This window comes from Photobacterium aquimaris (genome assembly GCF_002954455.1).
Taxonomy (GTDB): Bacteria; Pseudomonadota; Gammaproteobacteria; order Enterobacterales; family Vibrionaceae; genus Photobacterium; species Photobacterium aquimaris.
Map to the genome: position 1 here is coordinate 22,195 of NZ_MSCC01000001.1, position 19,870 is coordinate 42,064.

At 42.6% G+C, this 19,870-nt stretch carries 15 protein-coding genes and 1 riboswitch; of the genes, 2 read left to right on the forward strand and 13 right to left on the reverse strand.

What is annotated here, in order from left to right; translation table 11 throughout:
* Nucleotides 1–36 precede the first annotated feature (36 nt).
* Genes rsmA through lptD form a run of 4 tightly spaced genes read right to left on the reverse strand, consistent with a single transcriptional unit; the run spans nucleotide 37 to nucleotide 5,621 of the window.
* Nucleotides 37–858, reverse strand: a complete 822-nt coding sequence (gene rsmA, locus BTN98_RS00120; RefSeq protein WP_060998499.1) for a 16S rRNA (adenine(1518)-N(6)/adenine(1519)-N(6))-dimethyltransferase RsmA — start codon at nucleotides 856–858, stop codon at nucleotides 37–39.
* Nucleotides 855–1,847 carry a 4-hydroxythreonine-4-phosphate dehydrogenase PdxA gene (gene pdxA / locus BTN98_RS00125; RefSeq protein ID WP_060998571.1) on the reverse strand — a complete coding sequence of 331 codons (993 nt, stop codon included), beginning with the start codon at nucleotides 1,845–1,847 and terminating at the stop codon, nucleotides 855–857. The genes rsmA and pdxA overlap by 4 nt, the downstream gene beginning before the upstream one ends.
* A 10-nt stretch (nucleotides 1,848–1,857) precedes the next feature.
* Entirely contained in the window at nucleotides 1,858–3,165 is a 1,308-nt protein-coding gene (surA, locus tag BTN98_RS00130) for a peptidylprolyl isomerase SurA (RefSeq protein ID WP_060998500.1), read from the reverse strand.
* A 47-nt stretch (nucleotides 3,166–3,212) separates the two neighbouring features.
* Nucleotides 3,213–5,621 carry an LPS assembly protein LptD gene (gene lptD, locus BTN98_RS00135; RefSeq protein WP_060998501.1) on the reverse strand — a complete coding sequence of 803 codons (2,409 nt, stop codon included), beginning with the start codon at nucleotides 5,619–5,621 and terminating at the stop codon, nucleotides 3,213–3,215.
* 170 nt (nucleotides 5,622–5,791) lie between these two features.
* On the opposite strand from lptD, the gene djlA reads away from it, so the two are divergent.
* On the forward strand, nucleotides 5,792–6,643 hold the full coding sequence (djlA, locus tag BTN98_RS00140) for a co-chaperone DjlA (protein ID WP_060998502.1): 852 nt from the start codon (nucleotides 5,792–5,794) through the stop codon (nucleotides 6,641–6,643).
* A gap of 82 nt (nucleotides 6,644–6,725) precedes the next feature.
* Here the strand turns inward: djlA and BTN98_RS00145 are convergent, their stop codons facing one another.
* The 3 genes from BTN98_RS00145 to rapA all read right to left on the reverse strand — a co-directional run bounded on the left by BTN98_RS00145 (nucleotide 6,726) and on the right by rapA (nucleotide 11,524).
* Complete coding sequence (locus BTN98_RS00145) at nucleotides 6,726–7,679, reverse strand: D-2-hydroxyacid dehydrogenase (RefSeq protein WP_060998503.1); 954 nt, start codon at nucleotides 7,677–7,679, stop codon at nucleotides 6,726–6,728.
* 66 nt (nucleotides 7,680–7,745) lie between these two features.
* On the reverse strand, nucleotides 7,746–8,444 hold the full coding sequence (gene rluA / locus BTN98_RS00150; RefSeq protein WP_060998504.1) for a bifunctional tRNA pseudouridine(32) synthase/23S rRNA pseudouridine(746) synthase RluA: 699 nt from the start codon (nucleotides 8,442–8,444) through the stop codon (nucleotides 7,746–7,748).
* A gap of 158 nt (nucleotides 8,445–8,602) precedes the next feature.
* Nucleotides 8,603–11,524 (reverse strand): RNA polymerase-associated protein RapA, encoded by a 2,922-nt coding sequence (gene rapA, locus BTN98_RS00155; protein ID WP_060998505.1) that lies wholly within the window; start codon nucleotides 11,522–11,524, stop codon nucleotides 8,603–8,605.
* A 325-nt stretch (nucleotides 11,525–11,849) separates the two neighbouring features.
* Here rapA and BTN98_RS00160 point away from each other — a divergent pair, with 325 nt between their 5' ends.
* Complete coding sequence (locus tag BTN98_RS00160; protein ID WP_060998506.1) at nucleotides 11,850–13,226, forward strand: PhoH family protein; 1,377 nt, start codon at nucleotides 11,850–11,852, stop codon at nucleotides 13,224–13,226.
* Nucleotides 13,227–13,315: 89 nt separating this feature from the next.
* Here the strand turns inward: BTN98_RS00160 and thiQ are convergent, their stop codons facing one another.
* The 6 genes from thiQ to leuC all read right to left on the reverse strand — a co-directional run bounded on the left by thiQ (nucleotide 13,316) and on the right by leuC (nucleotide 19,870).
* Complete coding sequence (gene thiQ, locus BTN98_RS00165) at nucleotides 13,316–14,044, reverse strand: thiamine ABC transporter ATP-binding protein (protein WP_060998507.1); 729 nt, start codon at nucleotides 14,042–14,044, stop codon at nucleotides 13,316–13,318.
* A complete protein-coding gene (gene thiP, locus BTN98_RS00170) occupies nucleotides 14,037–15,644 on the reverse strand; it encodes a thiamine/thiamine pyrophosphate ABC transporter permease ThiP (protein WP_060998508.1) in 1,608 nt (535 codons plus the stop codon). Before thiP ends, thiQ begins: the two co-directional genes overlap by 8 nt.
* 12 nt (nucleotides 15,645–15,656) lie before the next feature.
* Complete coding sequence (gene thiB, locus BTN98_RS00175) at nucleotides 15,657–16,655, reverse strand: thiamine ABC transporter substrate binding subunit (protein WP_060998509.1); 999 nt, start codon at nucleotides 16,653–16,655, stop codon at nucleotides 15,657–15,659.
* Between the two features lie 105 nt (nucleotides 16,656–16,760).
* Nucleotides 16,761–16,877: riboswitch (TPP riboswitch) on the reverse strand.
* Nucleotides 16,878–16,905: 28 nt separating this feature from the next.
* A complete protein-coding gene (locus BTN98_RS00180; RefSeq protein ID WP_060998510.1) occupies nucleotides 16,906–17,688 on the reverse strand; it encodes a DUF547 domain-containing protein in 783 nt (260 codons plus the stop codon).
* A 127-nt stretch (nucleotides 17,689–17,815) separates the two neighbouring features.
* Nucleotides 17,816–18,418 carry a 3-isopropylmalate dehydratase small subunit gene (gene leuD / locus BTN98_RS00185; RefSeq protein WP_060998511.1) on the reverse strand — a complete coding sequence of 201 codons (603 nt, stop codon included), beginning with the start codon at nucleotides 18,416–18,418 and terminating at the stop codon, nucleotides 17,816–17,818.
* A 15-nt stretch (nucleotides 18,419–18,433) separates the two neighbouring features.
* Nucleotides 18,434–19,870 carry a 3-isopropylmalate dehydratase large subunit gene (gene leuC / locus BTN98_RS00190; protein WP_060998512.1) on the reverse strand — a complete coding sequence of 479 codons (1,437 nt, stop codon included), beginning with the start codon at nucleotides 19,868–19,870 and terminating at the stop codon, nucleotides 18,434–18,436.

The following is a 19,870-nucleotide window of genomic DNA, read 5'->3' on the forward strand; positions in this document are numbered from 1 at the left end:
TTGTGTTATGGGCGCTGTTGTTAATGCGCGCTAACGTTATTGCTCTTCTTTTTGGAAATTAGCGTCAAGCCAATTAGCCATAGCAACAAATTGTTCTACGGTAATGTTTTCTGGGCGGTGGCCTGGGTTAATACCAAGTGCTTCCAGTTGTTCTGGTGTGAACAAGCCTTTGTAACAGTTACGGATCGTTTTACGACGCTGGTTGAAGCCTTCACGACACACACGATCTAGCCATTTAAGGTTAGTACATGGGAATGGTAATACTTCATACGGCGTTAAACGTACAACCGCTGAATCTACTTTTGGTGCTGGTACGAAAGATTCTGGCGGCACTTCCAATACTGGCATTACTTTACAGTAGTACTGCGCCATAACTGTTAAACGGCCGTAAGCTTTACTACCAGGGCCCGCTGCAAGACGATTAACCACCTCTTTTTGAAGCATAAAGTGCATATCTAGTACGTCTTTATGGAACTCAAAAATGTGGAACATTAGCGGGGTTGAGATGTTGTAAGGCAAGTTACCGAAAATACGTAACTTATTATTTTCTTTAATAAGTTGCGTAAAGTCGAAGCGCATTGCATCGCCTTCATGGATGGTTAGTTTTGACGCTAGATCGGGGTGATTACGTAAACGCTCCGCCAAATCTCGGTCAAGTTCGATAACAGTAAATTTATCAACTAACTTACCAACATACTCTGTGATAGCACCAAGGCCGGGGCCAATTTCTACCAAGTTTTGGCCTGGTAGAGGGTTAATCGCTGATACGATACCATCAATAATATATGGGTCTTTTAAAAAGTTTTGGCCAAAGCGCTTACGCGCACGGTGACCTAAATGGACTTGATCGCTGCTCATGCTTGTTTTTCTACCAATTCGAGGGCGTGGGATAGCGCTGTCCGAAGGCTACCTATATCTGCTTGCCCAGTACCTGCGAGTTCCAGTGCGGTACCATGATCTACTGAAGTTCTGATAAAGGGCAGTCCCAACGTAATGTTGACTGATTTACCGAAGCCTTTATATTTCAGCACCGGTAACCCTTGATCGTGATACATGGCTAATACCGTATCGGCATCAGCTAAATATTTTTCTTGAAAGATAGTATCTGCTGGAAATGGTCCAAGCAAATTTATGCCTTCTTGCTGACGCAGTTGTTCTAATGTTGGAATGATAGTATCAATTTCTTCCATTCCCATACAGCCGTCTTCTCCGGCATGAGGATTGAGCCCGCAAACATAAATTTTCGGCGACGCAATACCAAATTTAGTCACTAAGTCAGCATGCAAGATACGAATAACTTGCTTAAGTCGTTGTTCAGTAATAGCTTTAGAAACACTGCTTATCGGAATATGGGTTGTTACTAATGCAACCCGTAACCCTGTTGTTGCCAGCATCATCACAACTTGTGCTGTCTCTGATTGCTGAGCAAAAAACTCAGTGTGACCACTAAAAGAAACACCAGCGCGGTTAATGACCCCTTTGTGGACGGGGCCAGTAACAACCGCGGCGAACTCACCGCTCATACAACCAGAAGCGGCACGTTCTAATGTTGCTAATACATAGAGCCCATTTTGTTCGTCAAGTTGTCCACTGACAACCTCAGTGGCACTGTCTATTTGAGCTACTGTCATTGTTCCCGCTTGATGTGGCATCGCGGGTAACTCAGATTGATAGGGCAAAATAGTAAGCGGTAAACCTAATTGAGCCGCACGTTCTACCATAACCTGCGCATCAGCACAAATCACAAGTTGGTGCGGCCAATGTTGCTGACACAAGGCAATGACTAAATCTGGGCCTATTCCTGCCGGTTCACCAGGGGTGATCGCAATCCGTTGTGGGTTAGCCATACGCTTGTTATTAGCCATTATTTACCTTATTCATTTGTTCGATGTAGGCACCAGCACGTAGTTCTTGTAACCACGTTTGTGCTTCTTCATTGAACTTACGATTAAATAAAATTTGTGCCGCGCGATTCTTTAATGCAGCTTCAGTACGATCGACATTACGACGACCTTCTACTTCTACAATATGCCAGCCAAACTGAGATTTAAACGGTTGGCTAATTTGATCTACTGGCAATGTTTCCACTTCTTTTGCAAAAGCAGGGGCATACATTGAAGGAAGTTGCCAACCTAGTTGACCACCATTGGTAGCAGAACCTGGATCTTCACTGTATTGTTTTGCCGCTGCGGCAAAGCTTTCTTTACCACTAATGATTTTCTGGCGAATTTGTTGTAATTCTTTTTTCGCTGCGGCGTCACTTAAAATAATGGAGGTTTTAATTAAAATATGACGTGCTTTTACTTCAACCGCAGATACTGTCGGCATGCCTTTAACGTCATTGATTTTTAAAATATGGTAACCAACGCCGCTACGGAAAGGACCAATGATACTGTCTTTGCTGCTGGTTTTAATTTGGTCAGCAAAAATTGTTGGCATTTCATCTTTACTCATCCAGCCCCACTCACCACCTTTAAGGGCTTTAGGGCCTTTTGAGTAGCGGTAAGCCAATTCAGCGAAGTTAGCGCCTTGTTTTAGCTCGCCATAAATCTTGTTAGCTTCTTGCTTAGCTTTTTCGCGGGTTGCTTTATCGGCATCATCATCAACAGCGATTTGAATTTGGCTGATGTTGTATTGCACGTTTTGCTGAGTTTGCTTCGCAAGCTGTGCCGCTAAACTATCGACTTCTTGTGGCAAAATATTGACCCGCTTACGGACAATAATAGTACGCGCTTCAGAGGCTAACATATCGTTACGTAATTGCTCACGGAACATCGAGAAGCTAATTCCAGCATTAGCTAACTGTTGGCGTAACTGGGCAACAGTGACATTACGTTGTTTAGCGACATCAGCAATAGCTTGATCAAGTTGGCTGTCATCAATACGTAAACCCAGCTGTTTTGCTTGCTGGATTTGTAGCGTTTCCATGATCAATTTATCCATCACTTGCTGGCGTAGGATATTGTTTGGAGGCAATTGTTGACCTTCCGCTGCAGCATTAAGATGGACGGTTTTTAGCATAGCATTAACGTCACTTTGCAAAATGACACCATCGTTAACTGTGGTAACAATTTGATTTAATTCTTGCGGTTGAGGAGCTGCCATAGCAGTTGCTGTCATCCCCATTAGCATTACGCTTATCGCCGAATACTTCCACTTTTTCATTTATAGTCCGTCATGTTGAGTGGCGATATGTATTATCGCCACGATCATTAATTTTTAAGTGTAAATGGGTCAGCATAGCCTAAGATATTGCCGCCATCATCAGAAGCTTGACCTAATGGTCGTGCACCTTGTAGCCCTAGCAGACTAAATGAGAAACTGACATTGCTATCATATTCAGTAAAGTCTTGACTTAATGGATCTTTTGCGTAGCGATTATAGCTTAGACCAATCATCCAACATGCTGAGCGGTAAACTAGGCCTACACGACTCTCTAGCATTTTATTGACATTCATGTCTTGGAAATAATCTGCAGTAATATCAATATTATCGTTAATAGGGAAACCCGTCGATAGACCTAATTGTGAGATACCATCTCGTTTACCATTAGTATTAGGGATCACTGGATTTGGATTAGCAACGTATTGATTTAGATAATTACTGGATACGTAACGGTAACTTGGTTGAATGAAAACACGTCCATTACGGTATTCAACCGCGGTACTGCCTTGCTGGACTTCATTTTCACTTGAGTCATATTGCATTGAACTCTTGAAGAATAAATTATCATCAAGGTTAAATTCGGTTTCTAATGCAGTTGCAGAATAGCTTTTTGCTTCACTGCCATCAGCGACCGGTTTATCAATATAGAATATTTGACCCAATGAAAGGGTAAAACGTTCCTTAAAATTAGCATCATAATAACGTGTTGTGGCGCCGACCGTAAATTGGTTGGCAGGTGCAATGTAATCTTGGCCACTGTAGGTACGGTCGCTAAACAAACCATAATAGTCTTGTTGTAGACGGGTTGAATCGTAACCACCACCATTATAATTAACAGGGTTATAAATCCCTGATTGATCAACATTTTTAACGTATAAATATTGTAGTTGTGGCTCTAAACTTTGAGTGTAATGTTCACCCATTATTGAGGTGTCACGCTCAAAATATAAGCTACTGTTAACTCTAAATTCAGGCACAGTACGATCAACTGTTTTATCGAGGGTGCTTAAATTAGGGTTGTACTTAGCATCAAATTGTTGATTGTAATGAGCGTAATTTAATTTGGCTTGGGTGGTAACCGACCACCATGGTGTCGCATAAGGCAAGGTTAATGTTGGATCAAAGGTAACCCGATCTGCTGTTGGTTTAGCGCGATCATCGGTATCAAATTTACTGATACTCATCGGCAGCGTAAAATCTAAACCGTATGGAAGATCAGATTTATAGTACGTACTTGATAGTTGAGGCATTAAACGGTATTGAGTGCCTTCGCCACTTTCTGTCAGTGGTTGAAAGTCACGTACCATTAAGCTGGTGTCCCAATTAGCATTACGGTATGCCAATGATGCCGTTTGCAGCAGGTTATTATCTTCACGTTGACCAATAATTGAGTCGACGTCATCAAAATACTTAGGATCACTGACCTTGCTGTAATCAATATTTAGCAACCAGTTTTTATTGATAATCCCGCTGTGTGTCCACTGAATACCCCAACGCTTATCGTAATCTTGGTGTTTTTTATCGTGCCCTAAATATTCGCCGATCATTTTGCCTTGACCCAAATCGGTCAAATAACGGAACTCGGAGGTTAATTGCAACCCACGGTGGTTCATGTATTTAGGTGTAAAAGTTAGATCGTAATTAGGAGCGATATTCCAATAAAAGGGTGTTTCAAGCTCCATGCCGTTCTTGGAGCCGTAGGTAATCGATGGATAAAGGAAACCGGTCAGGCGTTGATCTGTTACAGGTACGCGTAACCACGGTAGATAAAAAATGGGAAAATCGAGTACTTCAAAACGGGCATTATATAAATCTGCAAATGGTGACTCCCCCTCTCGTTCTAGACTACCAGCAGCAAAACGCCAGCTCTTATCGCGACTAGGACAGGTGGTGTAAGTACCATCTTTCATTTCATAAAATTGAGTACCGTCAACATTGCGACGTTCAATTAACTTGGCATCACCACGACCGGCCTGACAGGTCATTTGGTAGACTGCGTCATCCATTTGAGCATCTTTAGTATCAAGATCGCTAGTAAGGCGCTTGGCATCAATATCCATGCCACCATCTTGATAGAAAACATTACCGTTAGCGGTCACAATATTGTCTGGTTGTTGTAAGGTTGCTTTATCGGCAACAATTGTACGAGTACCTTGCTTGACGACCACATCACCAGAATAAACGGCAGTTTTATTTTGCTGTGCTTCTACTCGGTTAGCACTGATATGGATCGGTTCGTTGTTGGTATCTTGTTGGCGATCTTTTTCTGGAATACAGACGCCACGTACCATCGCAAGAGGATCTTTGTTACCATGAGACGCATCATTAGCGGGATCTGCAATAGTAGGTTGGTTGTGACTATCACCACTTGTAGGAGTGATGTCGGCAGCCATTGCTGGGCCATAAAGGGCTAAGCTAATCATTGTGGCTAGTAAACTGTGAGAGGTAAGTGACATCTAATTCAACATTCCTGTATCAATTTGGTGCAAGGCGAATTGTTGCGCTTTTTACAAGCATTCCCGACAAATGACAGCTATCATAATGCAAATTTAACGCGACGGCATCTTTTCAGCGCATGCTGTTGGGTAAACAGTGAAAAAATTAACGAATTACCAGAGAGTATAGAATGCAGAGAACAGGTATATGGGGAAAAATTATTGGCGCGTTGCTAGGACTCTCTATTGGTAAGCTACCTGGATTGTTGATCGGGCTATTTATTGGTCATCAATTTGATAAAGCTTATGCGCGCCAAATGAATGGTGGATTTGGTGGATTTGGTGGTAAAAATGCCACCAATGCTGAGCGCCAAGCAGAGTTTTTTAATGCCTGTTTTGCCACCATGGGGCACATGGCAAAAGCCAAAGGCCGTGTGACTGAAAACGAAATTCGAGTGGCGAGTACGATTATGGATCGTATGGGGCTGCAAGGTGAGTCTCGTCGCCAAGCACAAAATGCGTTTCGTGAAGGCAAAGAAGATAACTTTCCATTAGAAGAAACTCTTAATCGTGTCCGTAGCCGTGCTGGGCGGGCTGATCTGCTACAGTTTTTCTTAGAGCTGCAGATTCAAGCGGCATTTGCTGACGGCCAATTACACCCGAAAGAGCGTGAGTTGCTGCATGTGATTGCGCGTTTCCTGGGTTTCTCAGAAGCACAACTCGAGCAACGTTTGCAAATGCAAGAAGCCGCATTCCGTTTTCAGCAGGGGGGCTTTCATCAGCAGTATCATCAACAAGGTGGTAGTTTTCAAGCACCGCCTACACGCGATCAGTTAGCGGATGCATTTAAAGTGTTGGGTGTGAATGATGATGCCTCAGCACAAGAAGTTAAACGTGCCTACCGTAAACAAATGAATGAACACCATCCTGATAAGTTGGCCGCAAAAGGCTTACCACCAGAAATGATGGAAATCGCTAAGCAAAAAACGCAAGAGTTACAAGCTGCTTATGATTTGATCCGTAAAGAAAAGGGTTTTAAATAGTCCGTTAATAGTAATGATGGTTGAATCGTCATATAAAAAAGCGAGCGTAAATGCTCGCTTTTTTTGTAGCTAAAAATCGAGATTAAAGCTGATTTTTATCGGTGCCTAAATGGAAGCTATTAATATTATCAATCAATTGATTTACTAATGTTTGAATTGCAGAGTCGGAACCCCATGCCACATGTGGGGTTAAAATTAAATTTGGTAAATGACTATGGGCAATTAAAGGATTCGATGTTGGTGCTGGTTCTTGAGTAAAGACATCAATTCCTGCGCCTGCAATTTGTTTTGTTAGTAATGCGTCAATTAACTCGACTTCATTTATCAAGCCCCCACGACCAGTGTTGATAATAATCGCATTTGATTTCATCAGAGCGAATTGCGGTTCAGCAATCATATTTGTGGTTGCAGGAGTGAGTGGACAATGAAGACTAATGATGTCGGCTTCACGCAACACTTGCTCAAAAGGGTGGTAACCATCTCGGCACTGGCTTGCTCCAGCATGCTCGGCAAATAAAACCTCCATGCCAATTGCGCGTGCCAGTGTCGCAACAGCTTGACCTAAACTGCCATTACCAAAAATACCTAAGGTTGAGCCAGCAACATCAGTAATGGAATGAGTGAAAAAACAAAATTGTTGCTGGCGTTGCCATTCACCGTTAGCGATGTCTTGTTGATAACCTGCCAAGTTGCGTTTAAGGGCAAAAATTATCGCAATAACATGCTCTGGTACTGAGCGGGTGGCATAACCTTGAATATTAGCCACTTTAATATTGTGGCTACGACAGTAATTGAGATCAACATTGTTGGTGCCCGTCGCGGCAATAGCAATGAATTTAAGTTGGGGTAATTGTGTCAGCACTTGGCTATCAAGGACCACTTTATTAGTGATCGCTATAGTTGCATTTTTAAGTCGTTCAATGACTTGTGCGGGCTTTGTGGTCTCGTATTGATGCCATTGATGACAAAAGCTAGGACGAGGAAGGCTGATGTGCGCCGGAATGGTTCCATGATCAAGAAAAACGATGGTTTCCATGGGTAACCTCAATAAACAATGAATGCAGGCTTTACGCTAGCATTCATTATTCAAGATGCCTACCGCTTATGGGTAAATTGTTTGAGTTGGTGCTTGTGGGTAAAACTCACACGGTGCAAAAAGATGCATTGGTTCATCGCTACCAGGGTGGGTAAAAGTAAGCTCTGCTGCGTGCAATAACAGTCGTGGTGACGCTGCAATTGCTTCTTCATTGGCATAGAACTTATCACCTAAAATAGGGTGTCCTAGTGCTTGCATATGTACTCGTAACTGGTGTGAGCGACCTGTGATCGGTAACAATCGAACTAAGGTGCTGTTTTCGTCGCGACTTAATACTTCATAATGCGTCACTGACGGTTTGCCATCATCAAAACATACTTTTTGACGTGGGCGGTTGGGCCAATCACAAATCAGTGGCAAATCGACTGTACCACTATCATGTTCAAGATGTCCCCATACGCGGGCGTAATAGACCTTTTGGGTTTCACGTTCACGAAATTGCGCTTTGAAATGGCGTTCAGCTGCTTTATTGAGTGCTAATACAATTAAACCTGATGTACCCATGTCTAGCCGATGCACAATTTGTGATTGTGGATACAGAGCTAATACGCGCGCAAATACACTGTCATGATGCTCAGGTTGACGACCTGGATTTGATAACAGACCTGCAGGTTTGTTGACGGCAATAATATCATTATCAACAAAAAGGGTATCCAACCAAGGATCGGTCGGTGGATTGTAGTTCAACACAGGCAATGGTTTCATGGTGCGCTCATTGGTGAGAGTGAAAAAATTGGTCAGCATACTAATATGAATGCCTTTCAATTGGTATGTATATAGCATCGTAGCTATAAAAAAACCGCCGATAGCATGCAGTAAACATATCATCGGCGGCTAAATTTTTAGAGCGGTAACATCAATAATTAGTTGTGGCTTACAACAATCAGACGTAATGAATCGAGTTGAATCTGAGCTTTAGCAATGTAGTCTGTTAAATCTAAAATTTGAGATTCAATTAACTCTAACTCGTCATCACGAATGTTAGGGTTGACTGCTTTTAGTGCAAGTAAACGTTGATGCTCAGCACGTAATGTCGCTTCCATCTCGGCTTGTGCTTGGCTGCGTACAGAGACTAACTCTTTGTCAATTTCACGTTCAGCATGAGCAATAAGAGTATGGATATCTTTTTGTACTGAGTTAGCCAACTTGCTGCCTAAATGACGATTAATCGGGCTTAACTGGCGGTTAAAGCTTTCAAACTCAACATTTGCAGACAGGTTGTTACCTTTACTATCAAGCAGAATACGAATCGGTGTTTTTGGTAAGAAACGACCAATGCCTGATTGTTTTGGTGCTTGGGCATCAACCACATAAATCAGTTCTAATAACAAAGTACCGACTGGCAGTGCTTTATTTTTTAGCAATGAAACAGCTGTTGTGCCAACGCCTTCACTTAATAGTAATTCGATACCACCTTGAATCATTGGGTGTTCCCAACTGATAAAGTGCAGATCTTCGCGTGATAACGCGGTGTTACGATCAAAGGTGATCGTGCAGCCGTCATACGGTAAACCTGGGTAGCTCGCGACCATCATGTGTTCTGACGGTGTGACAACAATGGCGTTTTCACCTTTATCGTCTTGGTTAAGGCCGATAGTGTCAAATAAGCCCAGCGCGAAAGAAACTAAGTTGGTATCGCCGTCTTTGCTACTGATTTGCTCAACTAATTGTTGTGCTGCTTCACCACCATTAGAGTGAATTTCAAGAAGGCGATCGCGACCTTGCTCTAATTTCGCTTTAAGTTGGTTATGTAGCGCTGCACTTTGAGTGATCACCGCTTCCAATGCATCATTGTCTTGCTTATCGCTGGCAAGTAGCGTGATTAAGTCCTCACATACCGCTTCATAAACCGGACGGCCTGTTGGGCAGGTTTCTTCAAAGGCGTTTAAACCCTCATTAAACCAGCGTGCCAGTAATGCTTGTGAAGTACCTTCAAGGTGCGGCACATGAATTTCAATTTCACGTTGCTGACCAATACGATCTAAACGACCAATACGCTGCTCTAGTAAGTCTGGGTTACTTGGTAAATCAAACATCACCAGTTGATTAGCAAATTGGAAGTTACGTCCCTCAGAGCCAATTTCTGAACAGATTAATACCTGAGCGCCACTTTCTTCTTGCGCAAAATAAGCTGCTGCTTTGTCACGCTCAATGATCGACATTCCTTCATGGAACACAGTCGCACGAATACCTTCACGTTCACGCAATGCTTGTTCTAACGTTAATGCCGTTTGCGCACGAGAACAGATCACCAATACTTTCTCATTACGATTGGCTTTTAGCATATCTAACAGCCAGTTAATGCGAGGATCAAAGTTCCACCATGTGGCTGATTCCCCTTCAAACTCTTGATAAATATCTTCAGGGTAAAGCAGTTTAATCGCTTTTTCGTTAATGCTTAATTTACCAGACATCATGGCTGCAACACGCATGGCGGTGCTGTATTGGTTTGGCATTGGCAATGGGTACATATTAAGGTGACGCTTAGGGAAACCTTTGATTGCAGAGCGAGTATTACGGAACAATACGCGACCTGTGCCGTGGCGATCCATTAGATTACGGATCAACTCATGACGTGCTTCAAGTGCCTCGGCGTCATCTGCCGTGGGGGCATTTTCAATCGCAGTGATCATCGGCTCAACATCCTGGCCGGCAAGCAAGTCGACTAAGGTTTGCTTAGCATTGCTATCGAGTTTTTCACCTGCCAGTAATTGAGATACGGCTTCTGCAACAGGTTCATACAGGCGCTCTTCTTCAACAAACGTTTCATAATCATAAAAACGGTCAGGATCTAATAAGCGTAGGCGAGCAAAGTGGCTTTCACGGCCTAATTGTTCAGGCGTCGCTGTTAGCAATAATACCCCTGGAGTTTTTTCTGCAATCGCTTCAACTACTTGATATTGACGACTTGGACGCTCTTCGCTCCATTCTAGGTGATGGGCTTCATCGACAATCAATAAATCCCAATCGGCATCAAGGGCTTGTTCAAAGCGACGACGACTTTTGCGCAGAAAATCAAGTGAACATAATACAAACTGTGCGGTATCAAAAGGGTTAGCTGCATCAGCTAATGATTCAACACAACGCTCTTCATCAAAAATAGAAAAATGCAGATTAAAGCGGCGCATCATTTCTACTAACCATTGGTGCTGCAGGGTTTCTGGTACCAAAATTAGAATACGTTCAGCACGACCAGACAGCACTTGCTGGTGGATAATCATGCCCGCTTCAATGGTTTTACCTAAACCTACTTCATCAGCCAGCAATACACGTGGTGCGTAACGGCGACCGACTTCATGAGCGATATAAAGCTGGTGTGGAATTAAACCTGCACGCATGCCACACAGACCACGTAATGGGCTTTTTAACTGCTCATATTGATTTTTTAGCGCACGGTAACGTAGTGCAAAACGATCCATGCGATCGATTTGACCAGCAAAAAGCTTATCTTGTGGTTTATTGAATCGAATTTGATGGCTTAAAAAGATCTCTCGTAACGCCACATCACTTTCTTGAGTGTCGGTACGGGTACCGATATAAGTGATAATTCCTTTATCTTCTTCGATCGTAGTTACTTTTAACGACCAGCCTTCATGGCTTTCAATCACATCGCCAACATTAAACATTACACGGGTAACGGGTGCATCATGGCGAGCGTATAAACGGTTTTCATCTGATGCTGGAAACATCAAGCTAACAGTGCGTGGCTCAATAGCAACGACTGTGCCCAAACCTAAATCACTTTCTGTATCACTGATCCAACGTTGACCCAAAGCAAATGGCATAGTGCTAGAAACCTTCTAATTATTTGATATAAAGGAAAATGTTATAATTCGCGTTGTCTGTTTATCGTCTATAATAAAACTAAATGCATAGATGGATAATACGCCACACGCATAACTCAAAAATGGGGGGAGTTATGTTACTGCATGATGTGATTAAGGTCACGGTGAAAGTGTCTAAAAGAGGCGTGAGTCTCATTGTCATTTTGGTTTCATTTATTTCGGTCTTAATAGTTATTGCGTCACTATTTAACTAAATCACTGATTTTGACGTAAGCTAAAAGAGGACAGTAAGTTACTTGCTATCTACCCTATCAAGGAGGTGCTTATGGACAACGCTGAACGGAAACTGTTTGTATTAGATACAAATATTCTGCTTCATGAACCTCACGCTATCTTCTCTTTCCAAGAGCACGACGTGGTGATCCCCATGACGGTATTGGAAGAATTAGATCGTATCAAAGACAGTAAACGTGATGTTTCTCGTGATGCAAGGGTAGCTATTCGTGCCCTTGAAAATATTTTTCATGATGCAACTCCGGAGCAAATTGCAGCGGGTATTACCTTTAACGATAAAATTGCTCACAATGGCACTATCGCTATTTTTGCTGACTATGAAGTTAAGCAAACGGTACATGCATTTAGCGATAAAGCCGGCGATAATCGTATTCTTAATAGCGTGCTTTTTTTACAACAAAAACATGCTCCAAGAAGCGTAGTCTTAGTCACTAAAGATATCAATATGCGCCTACGAGCAAAAGGCGCTGGGGTGTTGAATGTCGATGACTATCGCTCTGATCAGTTGATAGATGATGTGGCTTTACTCAGTAAGGGATTTCATCGCTATAGTGGTGATTTTTGGAGTAATGTTGCGGAATGTCATTCTGAAAATCGAGGTAGTTCAACCTTACATACCCTGCCAAAAACGTTATTTGAAAGCCCTTATGTGAATCAATATTTACTGGATGATAGTCAAGAATTTGCCGCGCGTATAAAAACGATTGAAGGTGAAGAGGTCACCATTAAAGATATTAGTTATGAGCGTTTAATGCACCGTCAGGCATGGGGAGTGCATCCTAAAAATATTTATCAGGGAATGGCGTTGGATGCGATGCTCGATCCTAACATTGATTTGGTGATCTTAACTGGCCCAGCAGGGTGTGGTAAAACCATTTTAGCCATGGCAGCGGCACTGGAACAAGTGATAGAAAAAGGCATGTATGACAAAATTATTGTCACTCGAAATACTCCTGAAATTGCTGAATCTATCGGTTTTTTACCGGGGACCGAAGAAGAGAAAATGCTGCCGTGGTTAGCTGCCGTTACTGATACCATGGAAGCGCTACATAAACATGATGTCTGTACTGATGGATCAATGAAATACATTTTTGATAAAGCCAATATTCAATTTAAATCGATAAACTTTATGCGTGGGCGTTCCATTCAAAATGCGTTTGTGTTGCTTGATGAGTGCCAGAATTTAACCGCCTCCCAAATTAAAACCATTATTACCCGTTGTGGTGAAGGCACTAAGTTGGTGTGCTCGGGTAATTTGGCGCAAATTGATTCTAATTATTTATCACCTGTGACATCAGGCTTAACCTATATTGTTGAACGGTTTAAACACTTTGATGGTAGCGCCAATATTTACCTTAATGGTGTGGTACGAAGTCGTTTAGCCGAGTTTGCAGAAGAAAACCTTTAAGATAACCATTATGTTATTGATTAGCCAGATAAAATAAAGCGGGCTCAACGCATTGATGTGTTGAGCCCGCAGCCATTTATCACATTTATTTAATCAGTAGTTAATCCAAGGTAATGGCGTAAATCTAGTTGCTGAGGGTGATTAAGCAGGGCGTTGGTGTCCCCCTGAGCTTTAATTGCACCGTTATCAACAAAGATACACTTATTGGCTATTTTGTTGGCATCCTCAGGGCTATGAGTGATCATTAACACGGTAATCGCTTGCTGTTGCGCTAATTGTTGTACTAATTTGAGCATGTCGTTACGCAGGGCAGGATCAAGTGCCGAGAAAGGTTCATCAAGCAGTAATAATGGCCGTTGACGAATAAGACAACGTGCCAGTGCGACCCGTTGTCGTTGCCCTCCGGACAGGTTTTCGGGTAAACGGGTTAAATAGGATTCTAGCCCGACTTTGGCTGCGGCATCGTGTACTTGCTGTTGCTGCTGAAGAGTAAGTTTCAGACGCGGATCCACCCCGAGCGCAATATTTTCATAGACGCTAAGGTGAGGAAATAAATTGTGCTCTTGAAACAACATTGATAATGGTCGCAGAGCGGGATCTAAATCAATAATTGACTGCTGGTGGATACGAATATCACCACTATTTGGCTGCAGGAAACCAGCAATAAGCGCCAATAGCGTGCTTTTCCCTGCACCACTTGGCCCAATAAGCGCAGCAATATCCCCTTGCTGAAGGTTAAAGTTAAAGCTTAACGTCATTGGCTGTTCATGTTGGCGTTGCGGCTGATAAGTGTAACTGAGTTGGTTGACATTAAGCATGGTGTTTACCTTTAGTACGCCGAGGTTGAACGCAGTATTCAATCGCGCTAAATAAGCCCAAACTGAGCAGTAATAGTAATAATGCCGCCACCGCAGCACCATCCATTCGGTAACTACCCATTAATTGAAATAAATACAATGGTAGAGTTTGGAAATCTTGACTGCCAAATAAAGCGATCGCACCCAGATCGCCTAATGACAGCACTAAACTTATAGCCAGTGATTGTGCGATTGGTTTACGTAAGGCTCGCCATTCTACTAATCGTAACCGCGACCAGCCGCTCATATTTAAACTTCGACATAACGTGTTGTATTGCTGGGCAATGTGTAACATCGGTTGGCTAAGCGTTTTGATCACATAAGGCAACGCCATTAACGCATTAACCCCAACCACGACCCAAAAAGCGGCGCCATAAGCATCGGTATATTGGCGTAATAGCAAGAAGATACCTGTGCTTAATACTAACCCTGGAGTGACTAATATAATGGTACCGATCATCTCGATACTATCGGCATTCAAACGTTGTTTATTTAAACGTAATTGGCGGCTGGTTAATAAGATCATCACTCCAAATACAAAGGCTAACCCACATGCTATTACCGCTATTTGCAGTGAATTAGCCACCGCATGCCATAATGCTGGTTGTTGTAATAGCTGCGGCAGTTGGCGATTAAGTCCTGCAACAAATACAGCAATAATCGGTGGGATCACCAGTAAGATCGCAGCGATGATCCAACTCCAATCCCAGCATTTTGCGCGCCAGTTATCTTGATAGTTGACCACATTGTTACCAACAGAAGCGCTAAAAGTCGCTAGTGGTTTCGCAAAGCGGTGACTAAGTAGTACTAATCCACCACAAAGTAGCATTTGCCACAGTGCTAAAATAGCCCCTGTTGCAAGATCAAAGTCGTAGCGAATAGCTTGATAAATCGCCAGTTCAATAGTGGTTGATTTCGGGCCGCCACCGAGCGACATGATCACTGCAAAACTGGTAAAACACAGCATAAAAATAAGCCCAGCAACATGAGGTAATTGTTGGCGTAACCGCGGCCAAGCAACTAACTTAAATTTATGCCAGCCTCGAATACCTAAATGGGCCGCCAATTGATGTTGTTCATGAGGGATTGATTCTAGACTTTGAAGTAAAAACCGCACTGCTAACGGCAAATTAAGAAACACATGCGCCAGTAAAATGCCGCTTAAACCATAAATGTTTAGCCGTGGTAATCCCAGCAGGCTTAATCCATGACTAATAATGCCACTTTTGCCGTAGATAGCTAATAGACCAAACACCGCTACTAACACTGGCATCACTAATGTCATCGCAAACAAACGTAATAGCAGTTGTTTACCAATAAAGTGCCGTCGTGATAGCGCGTAAGCTATTGCAATTGCAGGTACGATACTGAGTAGCGTCGACAGTAAAGCTTGGTAAAAACTAAATCGAGTCACATGGCGTAGATAAGGATCGTGCCATAAGCTACTTAGTTGCCATTGCCCGGCATGGAGTATAAGGCTGGTGATCGCAGCGATCACTAACAATAGAATAAGCCCAGCACTGAATAGTCCGGGCAATAGTTGAGTTACAGGTTTATTCACAGCGGTATGCCATTATTGGGTCAGCGCTTGCTGCCACTCTCGAATCCATGCTTTACGATTTTTAGCCACTTCATCGGCGCTAAATTCTAATGCTTTATCAGGAATGGTTAATTGCTTAAAAGCGGTTGGCAGTGGCTGTTTGGTAACTGGATACATCCAGTTGTGAGTCGCGATTTGAGATTGAAAAGCGTCACTAACAATAAACTGCATAAATTGATCGGCAAGTTTAGGATGAGGACTATTTTTCATTTTAGCTGCCACTTCCACTTGCATGTAATGACCTTCTTTGAAATTAGCTGCTTTATACTGGTTTTTGTGCTCTTCGATGATGTGATAGGCCGGTGAAGTGGTATATGACAAGACCATATCGGCTTCACCATCAAGGAACATGCTGTAAGCTTCTGACCAGCCTTTAGTGACCGTCACCGTATGTTTGGCGAGCTGTTGCCATGCGGCGGCGGCTTTATCACCATATACCGATTTCATCCATAGCATCAGCCCTTGTCCAGGAGTTGAAGTTCGAGGATCTTGGTAGATGACACTGATATTTTGATCGTTGACTAGTGCTTTTAAACTGGTTGGTGGATGGGGTAATTTAGTGCTGTCATAAACAAATGCAAAATAGCCGTAATCATAGGGAATAAAGGTATCGTCATGCCAGCCTTTAGGTAAGGTTAATTTACTTAGATCAACATGTTGTTTTGCTAGTAGTCCCGTTTGTTTGGCTTCAGTCATCAGGTTGTTATCAAGCCCCAATAGAATATCTGCTTGGCTACGGCTGCCTTCTAAACGGACTCGATTAAGAATCGAGACACCATCTTCTAAAGAGACAAAGTTAACTTTGCAACCATTGCATTGGGCTTCAAAGGCTTTTTTGATAATCGGCCCTGGACCCCACTCGGATGAAAACGAGCTGTAGGTATAAACATTAAGGGTTTTATCGGCCGCCAAGACGTTATTTGACAATAACGCTATCGATATTAACGGTAAAAGTGTGTAACTGATTTTCACTATGCGCTCCTGATGTCAGTATCCTGCGAACAAAATAAAAAGAGAGAGCGGCACAGGGTTGAGAGGATAAATATCAGCTGTAACAGCAGATGGGCAATGGTAGATACCAGTGCGTTTCTCAATTCCTACGCCAGCATTACCTGGTTCAGGTTCAATGGGTTCTGCTATATCAATCAAGATAATAACAACAATCTCAGCCTAGTGGCTCCCCAATGAGAACACGAGTATTGTACCTGTAATGGCAGTTAAGTTATAGCTTCTGATTTAACAACCAGTTGTAATCATATTTGAGGTTATTAGTATTGATTTTATTATCGGTGCGGTAATGATTTATATGCTGTAATAACGCTTGTTGGTTACCAAAATCACGACTATACCAGTCATAAATAGACGATAGAGTTGTTTGTTTTAAGCTGATTTTTACCCCTTTATCGCTATTGATAAAACGACTGGCCGCAGCATTAAGTTGGCTATTTAGTTGCTGACTGTCAAACACTTGCGGCAGTAAATCGGGGCAGCCTAAACTGGCACAATTAACCGCATAATGGATACGAGGATCATGCCAAATAGGGCGTAATATTCGATGCTCAATATCGTTAAGGCTAAGGAATTTATTATTAATAGTTACAATGACTTGATCCCACGGTCCAAAATTGAAAAAGCCTCCCAGTTTAGTGATTGAAGTCAGAGGGTAATTATCAATGATCAATTGTACAGTTAGGGCATTATACAGATTAACCCAGTAAGCAAATTGTACGTTGCGATTATATTGGCGCGGATCAAGTTTTGCTAAGTGATTAATATAATTCTGTAATAGTTGTTTATCGGCAGGGGTAACTGCATCATAACGAAACAGTGTTTGTTGAGGTTGTACGACTAAATATTTATCCAATAGCTGTTGCCATTGGTGATGATCAATTTGACGTTGATCTGTGGCAAGTTGATCTTGCCAGTAAGGTAATAGATCGGCCTTTGGTGCTGCGAAAAGATTCACTGACCATAACATCAATAACAAGCTCAAGAGTACGCGCATAAATAGTCCATTTGATAAAAGAAGATTACAATTAAGACCGTCATAAAATGGTATTTATTACACTGTCCAGTATGACATGCTAAACAAACGCCTGCTTATGAGCAGGCGTTTTTATTAGCCGAGCTAACTACGCAAGATAAGAGGGAATATTGGCTTCGTAATCAGCAATTTTTGCTTGGTATTGTAGGGTTAAGCCAATGTTATCAAGCCCGTTTAATAGGCAGTGACGGCGAAATTCATCAATTTCAAAGGAGTATTGAAGGCCATTAGCACTGACAGTCATGGCTTCAAGATCAACCGTGATCGTTGCGCCAACGGTTGTTTCAACAAATTTAAATAATTGATCAATTTGTTGATCTGTCAGGCGAACAGGAATCATTTGGTTATTGATTGAATTACCATAAAAAATATCGGCAAAGCTAGGTGCAATCATGACTTGAATGCCGTAATCAGCTAATGCCCATGGTGCATGTTCGCGCGACGATCCACAGCCAAAGTTTTCACGCGCCAGTAAAATGGTAGCGCCTTGGTAGCGCGGAGCGTTCATTATAAAATCAGGATTAGGCTGTTTGCCTGCATCATCTAAAAAGCGCCAATCATGAAATAAATGCTGCCCAAAACCTGTGCGCGTCACTTTTTGTAAAAACTGCTTTGGAATAATGGCATCGGTATCAATATTGGCAGTATTTAATGGCACCACCAATCCGGTATGTTGAGTAAAACCTGTCATGTTCAAATCCTTTTGTTACGCAGATACGGGATCAAGTTGGCGAATATCAATAAAGCGACCAGCACACGCTGCCGCTGCCGCCATCGCGGGGCTAACTAAATGGGTGCGACCATCACGACCTTGACGACCTTCAAAGTTACGGTTACTAGTAGAAGCGCAGCGTTCACCAGGGCCTAAGCGATCGTTATTCATAGCTAAACACATAGAACACCCAGGTAGTCGCCATTCAAAACCAGCATCAATGAAGATTTTATCTAACCCTTCTTGCTCTGCTTGTGCTTTAACTTGTTCTGAGCCTGGAACGACTAAAGCTTGGACGTTAGCTGCCACTTTTCGACCTTTGGCAATCGCTGCGGCTGCGCGCATATCTTCGATACGTGAGTTAGTGCACGAACCGATAAACACTTTATCAACCGCGTAATCAGACAGTGATTTTTGCGCTTCTAATCCCATGTAGGCTAATGCTTTTTTAGCTGAGGTTTGTTCTACTGGATCAGTAAAACTTTCAGGTGTTGGAATCGGTTCATCTACTGCAATCACTTGGCCTGGATTGGTACCCCATGTGACTTGCGGCTTTATCTCTTTAGCATCAAGCGTTACAACGGCATCAAACTCGGCATCAGGATCGGATTTTAATGATGTCCAGTATGCTACAGCGGCATCAAAGTCAGCGTCTTTCGGTGCAAATTCACGATCTTTAATATAATCAAAGGTGGTTTGATCTGGTGCAATTAAGCCAGCTTTTGCACCGAGTTCAATGGCCATGTTACACACTGTCATACGACCTTCCATACTAAGGTCGGTGATAGCTTCACCACAGAACTCAACCACATAACCGGTTCCGCCTGCAGCAGTGGTTTTGCCTATAATTGCCAGTACGATATCTTTCGCGGTAATGCCTTGTGCCACTTTGCCGTTAACTTCAATCTTCATGGTTTTAGCACGAGATTGTTTTAGAGTTTGAGTAGCTAATACGTGTTCTACTTCCGAGGTGCCAATACCGAAAGCTAAGGCACCAAAGGCTCCATGGGTGGCGGTATGTGAGTCGCCACAAACAATGGTCATACCGGGTAAGGTAATACCAAGTTCAGGCCCCATTACATGGACAATACCCTGATATTTATGGTTTAAGTCATATAATGTAACTCCAAAATCAGCACAGTTCTTGGCAAGTGTTTCCATTTGTATTCGTGCCATTTCACCTGATGCGTTGATGTCTTTGGTTTGAGTTGAAACATTATGATCCATAGTGGCAAAGGTTTTAGATACTTGGCGAACACGACGACCTTTTTCGCGCAAACCATCAAATGCTTGGGGTGAAGTAACTTCATGCACTAAATGGCGATCAATGTACAAAATTGGGTTTTCACCTGCTGCTGCAACAACGACATGCGCATCATAAACTTTTTGATATAGTGTTTTAGCAGTCGTTGACGATGTGTTATTCGACAT

Bases quoted from the DNA above. Each gene is read 5' to 3' on its own strand.
- rsmA (WP_060998499.1), bottom strand. From the start codon at position 858: ATGAGCAGCGATCAAGTCCATTTAGGTCACCGTGCGCGTAAGCGCTTT.
- pdxA (WP_060998571.1), bottom strand. From the start codon at position 1,847: ATGGCTAACCCACAACGGATTGCGATCACCCCTGGTGAACCGGCAGGA.
- surA (WP_060998500.1), bottom strand. From the start codon at position 3,165: ATGAAAAAGTGGAAGTATTCGGCGATAAGCGTAATGCTAATGGGGATG.
- lptD (WP_060998501.1), bottom strand. From the start codon at position 5,621: ATGTCACTTACCTCTCACAGTTTACTAGCCACAATGATTAGCTTAGCC.
- djlA (WP_060998502.1), top strand. From the start codon at position 5,792: ATGCAGAGAACAGGTATATGGGGAAAAATTATTGGCGCGTTGCTAGGA.
- BTN98_RS00145 (WP_060998503.1), bottom strand. From the start codon at position 7,679: ATGGAAACCATCGTTTTTCTTGATCATGGAACCATTCCGGCGCACATC.
- rluA (WP_060998504.1), bottom strand. From the start codon at position 8,444: ATGAAACCATTGCCTGTGTTGAACTACAATCCACCGACCGATCCTTGG.
- rapA (WP_060998505.1), bottom strand. From the start codon at position 11,524: ATGCCATTTGCTTTGGGTCAACGTTGGATCAGTGATACAGAAAGTGAT.
- BTN98_RS00160 (WP_060998506.1), top strand. From the start codon at position 11,850: ATGGACAACGCTGAACGGAAACTGTTTGTATTAGATACAAATATTCTG.
- thiQ (WP_060998507.1), bottom strand. From the start codon at position 14,044: ATGCTTAATGTCAACCAACTCAGTTACACTTATCAGCCGCAACGCCAA.
- BTN98_RS00180 (WP_060998510.1), bottom strand. From the start codon at position 17,688: ATGCGCGTACTCTTGAGCTTGTTATTGATGTTATGGTCAGTGAATCTT.
- leuD (WP_060998511.1), bottom strand. From the start codon at position 18,418: ATGACAGGTTTTACTCAACATACCGGATTGGTGGTGCCATTAAATACT.
- leuC (WP_060998512.1), bottom strand. From the start codon at position 19,870: ATGTCGAATAACACATCGTCAACGACTGCTAAAACACTATATCAAAAA.